Source organism: Dolichospermum lemmermannii CS-548, assembly GCF_028330815.1.
Lineage (GTDB): Bacteria > Cyanobacteriota > Cyanobacteriia > Cyanobacteriales > Nostocaceae > Dolichospermum > Dolichospermum lemmermannii.
The window spans coordinates 1-8959 of sequence record NZ_JAQMTJ010000132.1; the positions used below are offsets into that span (position 1 = coordinate 1).

The window sequence follows — 8959 nt, forward strand, 5'->3', positions numbered from 1 at the left end:
AAGTTTCACTTTATCACACCACGTCCCTTTTAATGCTACTTATTCTCATTAAGCATCTTAATTTTTGAATTGGCTTTAGTTATTATGTACTACTTTAAGGGCTTTTTTGATCTGTGACAGTTTGGGGTGCGGAATGTGGGCTGCATTACTCTATCGTGTCTATCCTCCCCTGGCTGCATTTGTGGGGATTTGGGCAGTTTTATTCATCAGTATTTCCTTCTGGTTAGCGACTCGTTGCCGAATTTATGCCCGCAAAGCCGCATCTGCTAGAAGTGAAACCACTGGGATTATTGTAGATTCGGTGACTAATCTCACCAGTAGCCGACTATTTGCTCGTTTGGGTTTTGAACGCCGCTATTTGAATGACCAATTAAAGCGCGAACTTAAAGAGGTGAGAAAGTCTAACTGGTATTCCGAACGAATTCGCTGGTTTCAGTTTATCTCAGCAGCAGTTTTAAAAATCGGCACTTTGTATTACTCACTTTCTCTCTGGAGTCAAGGAAAAATTGCTGCGGCTGACTTCGTTGTTGCCACCAGTTTGTCACTTTTAATCATTAGTGAAGCTCGCAATTTAAGCAAACGGTTTTTAGAATTTTTTGAACATATTGGTAATGTAGCTAATGGTGTGAATACTATCATTCAACCCCATGAAATCATAGATCGGGACAATGCGATAAATCACGCCATCACTAAAGGTAGTATTGAGTTTCGGCAGGTGCATTTTGGCTACTCATCAGAGAAAACTGTATTCACTAATCTCTCTGTCACCATTCAACCAGGAGAGCGCGTTGGACTGGTGGGGTTTTCCGGTTCTGGGAAATCTAGTTTTGTCAATCTGATTTTGCGTTTATTTGACCCTCAATCGGGACAAATATTGATTGATGGGGTGGATATCAAAGATATGTCTCAGGAAGCCCTACATTCGCAAATTAGTTTGATTCCTCAAGACCCTTCTCTATTCCACCGCACTTTGTTAGAAAATATTCTTTATGGACGTTTAGAAGCTTCAGAAGCAGAACTGATAGAAGCAGCACGGAAAGCCTATGCTGATGATTTTATTGCCCAAATGAGGGAGGGTTATGATTCTCTAGTGGGGGAACGTGGTGTTAAACTTTCTGGGGGACAAAGACAACGAATTGCGATTGCTCGCGTTATCCTCAAAAATGCACCTATCTTAATCTTAGATGAAGCAACTTCTAGCCTTGATTCCATTACGGAAAAAGCGATTCAAGATACCCTAGATTCAGCAATGAATGGAAAAACGGTAATTGTGGTGGCACATCGTTTATCTACTATCGCTCATTTAGACCGCATTTTGGTGTTTGATCAAGGTCGCATCATTGAAGATGGTACACACTCTAAACTATTGGCTAAGGGTGGAGCTTATTACAGATTATGGCAAATGCAAGCTGGTGGATTTCTACCACAGGAACAAGCCTTAATTAACAAATAACAAATAACTATAGTCATGATTAACTCCTGTTAAAAGAAAGGGTCATTTTCATGATTTCTTTTACTTCACACCTGAAATAACCTGGCCAATATCTTAAGGAGTTGCACCAGTGGCTAAAATTGCCCGAACTAATAATTCAATTGAAACTGAAGCATCGCCATTTTCAGCTTTAGCAATTCGAGGTTGGCTGGAGCTAATTTTAGCAGCAAGTTCACTTTGAGTCATCAATTTTTGGCGACGTTCCTTCAAGTTTTTACTGAGAGCTAGTTTAATTTCCACAAAGATACTTTCTTCAGTTGTTAACTCCAGAAAATCGGAAACTGTGCCAATTTTCCAGCCTTTAGATTCTAAACGTTCTTTCTTAGCTTGATCCATCACATTACTCCTGTTAATCCCTGTTCTTCTGTGCAAGATGCGATCGCTTGTTCTCTTTTTTGATTCATTTAATAAAAGTTTGAATCAGTGCGATCACTCATCTTGCAGCTTGAGTTAAGAAAGGCAACCTAGTCTGCTACAAGATATACTATTTCTAGCATTGATGGCAAATACTAATCGGGAGCTTTGCAGTTTAAATGGTTGACTTGCAACTTGAAAAAATCCAAACCCACTACTGTGAGATTTGTAATGGTTGGCTAGACTTTTGTTTTGATAGTTATAAAATAATTTTTGAGGGAATAAATATATATATGTCAAACATTCCTCTTTTGCATTGTGATAATTGCGCTAAATATTATTTTCCAGAGAAAACAAAAGGAGTCATACTAGCTGTCAGTGATCAAGCAAAAGAGCAAGGAACACTGGAGGTACGGTTGTCTCCTCGACAAGACTTTAAAAGGCGTTTCAATTATGGGCAAGTTGAATTTCTATATGACCATAGAGACTATGAAAATATACCAGGATTGCAAAGACACTGGGATGATGGCTTTTTAACTCCGGTTTTCTTTAATCTTGCAGTTTTAAACAAATACTCTCAACATCCCGACTATCGCCTAGATTTATTTTCCAAAACTTATGGGAGCATACATAAAAAAGATGAGTTTGATATCTCTTTCGGTATTAATAGGAATCGCAAAGTTATCATGTGGCTAGGTGATATTGATAAATTGCCATTGAATGAACAACATTATCTTAGATCTGAAAATGTAGAATCTGATCATGATTTATACTCTGAGTTTTATGAATCGCAAATAGAGGTGCAATTTTCAAATCCCTCTCCTGAAAATGCTTTATTTCATATTAGATCAAAAGTTATTCAGGCTTGCCAAAGAGAAAGAGGGGGATACCTTTACTCATTTGAAGGAGAAATAAGTAAAGTTATTGAGAATCTTGACCGACCAGTATTCTGGCAAGAAAAACATATCAGTACCGTTATAGAGGCTCTTAACAGAGTTATGGTTGAAAGTCTAGATCCGCATTTCCTTAAAAATGAACTTAAAGATGTACTCAATAAAGATGAAATCAAAGGGCTTAGGTCTCTAAAATTATTTGAAAAATGGTTAGAAAAAATTATTCATATCCCTGATTTTTCAAATGTATCACTTCCATTATATGTGCTGTATGATTTTCGTGTTTTGAGTTCCCATCTTACTTCAGATTCTAAAAAACAGGAAACTCTGAAGAGCATTAATAAGAGGCTTAGTTTACTAGAGAAAAACGAAAATTATGAGGTTATTTATGATGCACTAATTAATAGACTTAGCGAATCGTATAAAATTATTCTTGACCAATTAACTTCAGGTTTAATGACATAGAAAGCAGGACAATAAACTTGATGTAAAAATTTTCATGCACTCTCAATAAAATCAGCAACTAGTTCATTTTTACGACGATTGTTCTTGGTTTTAGCCCCGAATAAAAAAGTAAGTAGTCATACTAAAACCAACAACAATCACAAATATCCGCACAAAACGAGGGTCTAATCTCCGAGCATAATGAGCGCATAAATAACCACCAAGTGAACCACCCACAGCCATTAAAATAGCCTGATGCCAAGCAATTAAACCAGCGAACATAAAAGGAAAAATAGCGATACCGTTGATACAACTACCAAGAAAAGATTTAAAAGCATTCATGGTGTGAATATTTTTAATACCTAAAAAGCTTAAAGTTGCTAACATTAAAATTCCTAAACCTGCACCAAAAAAACCTCCATAAATAGATATTGCTAATTGAGCAATCACAAGAATTAATAAAGGTGGAGATTCTGATGATGATTTTTTGCTTTGAAATTGTAGCCACATTTTCAGAGGTTCGCTAAATGTAAATATCAGCGTGGCTGAAAGTAACAGATAAGGAAGTAGCTGTTTAAACACATCCGCTGATGTATATAACAAAATAATAGAACCAATTCCCCCACCAATTAAACTGGTAATACATAGTATCAAAAGCTGTCGTCGCGGAATATGTAAATTGTGACGATATGCACCCGCACTGGCCATAGCTGCAATCCATAAAGCAGTATTATTTGTAGCATTGGCAGTAATTGGCGATACACCAGTAAATATCAACGTGGGGAATGTAATAAAACTACCACCTCCCGCTACAGCATTAAGTGACCCGGCAATAAACGCGGTACTGAAAAGAAGCAAGCTATGGACAAGTGTTAAATTGTTGAGCATTTTGGCTGGTAAATTTTGAGAACAATGTTTGCTAAAAGACTTGTTTTTTAGTAAAAACTATGGAATACTCCTAATATAATACGCTAATCCGACCAAGAAACCGTAGTTAACTTAAAACCCTGGTAGTTTGCCAGTTAAAAAATTTAAATCGTAGGAGTGAAATTGATTCACTTCTATCTTTGGCTGTCATTCAACTTGCGATTTTTGCAATTAACCAAAAATTCAAACAAATCCTAATCAAGGAAAGGACTAAATGAGTAACTTACAACTTTATTACGCTAAAGCCTCTACTTTCTCCCAAAGAACCCGTGTGGTATTACTGGAAAAAGGAATTGATTTTACAGCAATTGAAATTGATTTACAGAATAAGCCAGAAGCTTTTACCCAAGTTTCTCGCTATGGTAAAGTTCCTGCGATTAAGCATGGAGATGTAGAAATATATGAGTCTACAATTATCAATGAATATTTAGAAGAAGTATTCCCCGAACCCGCTTTATTACCTCATGATCCTGCTAAAAAAGCAGTTGCTAGGATTTGGATTGACTACGCTAATACTCGTTTAGCTCCAGCCTTCGGTAAATTGCTGCGTGGTAAAGATACACAAGAACAAGAACAGGGACGGAGAGAGTTTTTAGAGTCTCTTTTGTATATTGAAGAAGAAGGATTAGGTAAACTTTCTAGTAATGGTGCTTACTGGTTGGGGGAAAATTTAAGTTTAGTTGATATTAGCTTCTATCCTTGGTTTGAAAGATTACCAGTTTTGGAGAAATTCCGTAATTTTACACTGCCAACAGAAACACCTAAATTGCAGCAATGGTGGGAAAATCTGCGTCAACGGGAATCCATTCAACAAGTTGCTAATCCTACAGAATTTTATGTAGAGAGATTTGCTAAAATTCTCGGTTTAACAGTCCCAACGGCGTAAAATGCAGTTTTTGAAATTACTTTAATATTAGTGCTAATTAAGGTAATTTCACTAATAATTAATGGTTTGATTAAATACAAAGAATGGTAAAAATGACGTTTAAAAGTTTCTCTTTCAAAAGTTTAAAAAAACCTAAGTTATTTGCTTTGGTGACAATGTTTTTTGCCTTTGTAGTAAGTATCCCCTTATTACCTTTACCAGTATTATCAGCTGATTCTCGCGCTAACATTCAGTTTGTTTCATCAAATTGGGTAGCTGAAAACGCCAAAGATCCCAACCTCAGAATTTTAGATGTACGTAATTTTCCTCTCGACTATATAGAAGGACATCTTCCCAATGCTGTAAACATTGCTGATATGGCTTTTAGAGGTCCAAAAGAAGGATTACCAGTACAATATTGGGACAATCAAAAACTAGGCGAAATATTTGCCAACTCAGGAGTAAGAAATAATAGTCGTGTACTCGTATATTCAGATGGTAGAGATGTTTTAGGTGCGACAATGGTTGCTTATTTACTAGAACGTTCTGGATTGAAAGATATTGCCGTATTAGATGGTGGTTATACTGGTTATAAAACTGATCAAGTTGTCACAAAAGAATTTCCTAAATACTCAGCCAGTAAATTCACAGTTCGGGATAACCCTTCAGTGCGTGTGAGTTTAAATGATGTGAGAAAATTTATTGGTAAGCCAGGAGTTACTTTTATTGATCCTAGACCAGAAAAATTGTTCCGGGGTGAAGAAAATATTTGGATACGCAATGGACATATTCCTGGTGCGCGGAATATTCCTTGGGTAACATTTACAGATGCTAAAAATCCTCACAAATTAAAGTCATTAGATGAGATTAAGAAAATTCTGGCAGATAAAAAGATTACTCCTGGAAACGACATTATTGTTTCTTGTAGTACAGGACGAGAAGCTACATTACAATATGTGGTTTTAAAGCATCTGCTTAATTATCCCAAAGTCAGAATTTATGAAGGTTCTTGGACAGAATATAGCACTCAAAAAGATTTACCAGTGGCTACAGGAGAGGAAAAACTAACTTAGAAGAACACAAGTTAAAAGTCTTTTCCAGTATTTCTGTCATGAACTCATAGTTTATGTTAACTCCTGCTTCCTTTCCCTTTGGGACGCTACGCGAACAAATTTTTGAAAAATAAATCCATGAGGTATGCAAGTAATTTTACTAATCACTGCTTCAATTTTCATCTTTAGTCCAGTATATGTATTTGCTGCTAATAATCTCGATCAAGATAACTTGGTCAGTTGTAGAAGTAGTAAAGATCAACCTCCCAGTGATTCTACAAGCGATCGCTCAGGAGCTTAGTTATCTATGGGATTATCCATCCAAGTAGTAGCTAATTCTACAGAACTTTATGTAGGGGGATTGGACAAAATTCTTGGTTTAAAAGTTCCAACAGGATAAAATGCGGTTCTTAATATTACTGCTGATTCAGGTAGTTGCACTCATATCACTATTTACCAATTCGCCAGCATTAGCAGATACCGTTAATCCCTGTCCTCCAGGAATGGTAATGATTTCTGGAGGTATATTCAAAATGGGAGCAGATGATTCTGGTTTTGAGGAAGAGCGAACAGGAGAAAACGTGACAGTTAGCTCCTTCTGCATTGATAAATATGAGGTAACAAACGCCCAATTTGCTGAGTTTGTCAATGCCACAAATTATGTAACAGTTGCCGAACGTCCATTATCAAAAGAACAGTTTCCTGACTTACCAGATGAGCAGCGATTACCAGGTTCTCTGGTATTTCAAATGCCCGAACCAGGAGTTAAGCAAGTTCAACTTCTCAGTTGGTGGCATTGGACACCCGGTGCTAATTGGCAGCATCCTTTTGGGACTGATAGCAGCATTACAGAGAAAGAAAACTATCCAGTTGTGCATATTGCCTACGAAGATGCTCTAGCCTACGCCCAATGGGCAGAAAAATTACTACCAACAGAAGCACAGTGGGAATACGCCGCTCGTGGTGGATTAGACAGCGCAACTTATACCTGGGGTAATCAATATTCTGCCAAAAAAGCCAATACTTGGCAGGGAATCTTTCCCTTTTTTAATACCAAAGCCGATGGTTATGTAGGAACAGCAAAAGTAGGTTCTTTTCCAGCTAATGCTTATGGACTTTACGACATGACCGGCAACGTTTGGGAATGGACTTCCGACTGGTTTAGTTTAGGACATGACAACAAAGCCCACAGCGTCAACCCCACTGGACCAAATAAAAGTTTTGACCCCAAAAAACCAACAGAAACTGCCCTTCATGTCATCAAAGGAGGCTCTTATCTATGTGCGCCAAACTATTGTAGCCGCTACCGTCCAGCAGCACGAGAATCAGAATCTCCCGATACCGGAACAACTCATATCGGCTTTCGATTAGTAAAAAACCTGAATTAAAGAACACTCTCTTAATTCCTCTCTGTGCCTCCGCGTCTCTGCGTGAGAAAAAAATATGTTAAATTTAATTTTGCGAGCGATCGCATTATCTCTTTCCATCATTTTCCTAATCACTACTAGCCCCGCACTAGCAGATACAGGAAAAGTATTACCGATTAATCCACCATCTTTTAAAGGTAAAATCGGCATTACTTACAAAGAATCAACACCGGATTTTCCTGCACCAATTAAAGCCCCGGAAAAAGCCCCCAATGTATTATTAGTATTATTGGATGATGTGGGTTTTGGGCAAGCGAGTACCTTTGGTGGTGCTATAGAAACCCCGAATTTGACTCATTTAGCGGAAAAAGGATTACGTTATAACCAATTTCACACCACAGCCCTTTGTTCACCTACCAGAGCAGCTTTATTAACTGGACGCAATCATCATTCAGTGGGTACAGGTGTAGTTGCAGAGTTAGCATCTGGTTTTCCTGGTTACACAACTATTTTACCTAAGAGTGCAGCTACTGTAGCGGAAGTATTACAGCAAAACGGTTACAACACCGCAGCTTTTGGTAAATGGCACAATACACCAGATTATGAAACTAGTGCGGTTGGACCCTTTGACCGCTGGCCGACAGGGTTAGGATTTGAGTATTTTTACGGCTTTTTGGGTGGTGATACTAACCAATGGAGTCCGGCTTTAGTCGAAAATACCAAGCGGATTGCACCACCAACTAATAATCCTGATTACCATTTGACTCCAGATTTAGTAGATCATGCCATTAGCTGGATTCATTCTCAACAGTCTATAGCCCCCGATAAGCCTTTCTTTACCTATTTGGCTACCGGTGCTACCCATGCACCTCATCACGCTCCTAAAGTCTGGATAGACAAGTATCAAGGCAAGTTTAATCAAGGCTGGGATAAATTACGAGAAGAAACCTTTACCCGGCAAAAACAATTGGGTGTAATTCCTGCTAATGCCCAACTTACTCCCCGTCCGAAAGAATTACCAGCGTGGGATTTCTTATCTCCAGATGATCAAAAAATCTATGCCCATGAAATGGAAGTATTTGCGGGATTTTTAGCATATACAGACCATGAAGTAGGAAGATTAATTAATGCCATTGACCAAATCGGGGAATTAGACAATACCCTAGTTTTCTACATTGTTGGTGATAACGGTGCTAGTGCAGAAGGTGGTTTAGCAGGTAGCGTCAATGAATTAAAAGTTTTCAATAAAGTACCCGAAAGTCGAGAACAACTGTTAGCTTCTTTAAATGATTTAGGTAGTCCCAAAACCTTTAATCATTATCATGCAGCTTGGGCTTGGGCTGGTACAACTCCCTTCCAATGGACAAAGCAAATAGCTTCTCATTTTGGTGGCACTCGTAACCCCTTAATTATTGCATGGGGCGATCGCATTAAACCCACATTCCGCACCCCAAACTGTCACAGATCAAAAAAGCCCTTAAAGTAGTACATAATAACTAAAGTCAATTCAAAAATTAAGATGCTTAATGAGAATAAGTAGCATTAAAAGGGACGTGGTGTGATAA

General features: G+C 37.9%; 8 protein-coding genes and 1 pseudogene. 7 read left to right on the forward strand and 2 right to left on the reverse strand.

What is annotated here, in order from left to right; all coding sequences use genetic code 11:
• Positions 1 to 145: 145 nt before the first annotated feature.
• A pseudogene (locus PN450_RS08710) lies at positions 146 to 1453 on the forward strand (ABC transporter ATP-binding protein); the annotation flags it as partial.
• A 93-nt stretch (positions 1454 to 1546) separates the two neighbouring features.
• Here PN450_RS08710 and PN450_RS08715 read toward each other — a convergent pair.
• Positions 1547 to 1828, reverse strand: a complete 282-nt coding sequence (locus PN450_RS08715; RefSeq protein WP_271836032.1) for a helix-turn-helix domain-containing protein — start codon at positions 1826 to 1828, stop codon at positions 1547 to 1549.
• 197 nt (positions 1829 to 2025) lie between these two features.
• Between PN450_RS08715 and PN450_RS08720 the strand changes: the two genes are divergently transcribed.
• Positions 2026 to 3204, forward strand: coding sequence for a hypothetical protein (locus tag PN450_RS08720; protein WP_271836033.1), 1179 nt, complete (start codon positions 2026 to 2028; stop codon positions 3202 to 3204).
• Positions 3205 to 3294: 90 nt separating this feature from the next.
• Here the strand turns inward: PN450_RS08720 and PN450_RS08725 are convergent, their stop codons facing one another.
• Positions 3295 to 4071 (reverse strand): sulfite exporter TauE/SafE family protein, encoded by a 777-nt coding sequence (locus PN450_RS08725; protein WP_271836034.1) that lies wholly within the window; start codon positions 4069 to 4071, stop codon positions 3295 to 3297.
• Positions 4072 to 4324: 253 nt separating this feature from the next.
• Here PN450_RS08725 and PN450_RS08730 point away from each other — a divergent pair, with 253 nt between their 5' ends.
• From PN450_RS08730 to PN450_RS08750, 5 genes are all read left to right on the forward strand, one after another.
• Positions 4325 to 4996 (forward strand): glutathione S-transferase family protein, encoded by a 672-nt coding sequence (locus tag PN450_RS08730; protein WP_168636865.1) that lies wholly within the window; start codon positions 4325 to 4327, stop codon positions 4994 to 4996.
• 92 nt (positions 4997 to 5088) lie between these two features.
• Positions 5089 to 6048: a sulfurtransferase gene (locus PN450_RS08735; protein WP_205748614.1), complete on the forward strand. Its 960-nt coding sequence runs from the start codon at positions 5089 to 5091 to the stop codon at positions 6046 to 6048.
• A gap of 124 nt (positions 6049 to 6172) precedes the next feature.
• Positions 6173 to 6328, forward strand: coding sequence for a hypothetical protein (locus tag PN450_RS08740; protein WP_168636863.1), 156 nt, complete (start codon positions 6173 to 6175; stop codon positions 6326 to 6328).
• A 100-nt stretch (positions 6329 to 6428) separates the two neighbouring features.
• Positions 6429 to 7415 (forward strand): formylglycine-generating enzyme family protein, encoded by a 987-nt coding sequence (locus PN450_RS08745; protein WP_053540154.1) that lies wholly within the window; start codon positions 6429 to 6431, stop codon positions 7413 to 7415.
• A 55-nt stretch (positions 7416 to 7470) separates the two neighbouring features.
• Positions 7471 to 8880: an arylsulfatase gene (locus PN450_RS08750; protein WP_271836035.1), complete on the forward strand. Its 1410-nt coding sequence runs from the start codon at positions 7471 to 7473 to the stop codon at positions 8878 to 8880.
• The last annotated feature ends 79 nt before the right edge of the window (positions 8881 to 8959 follow it).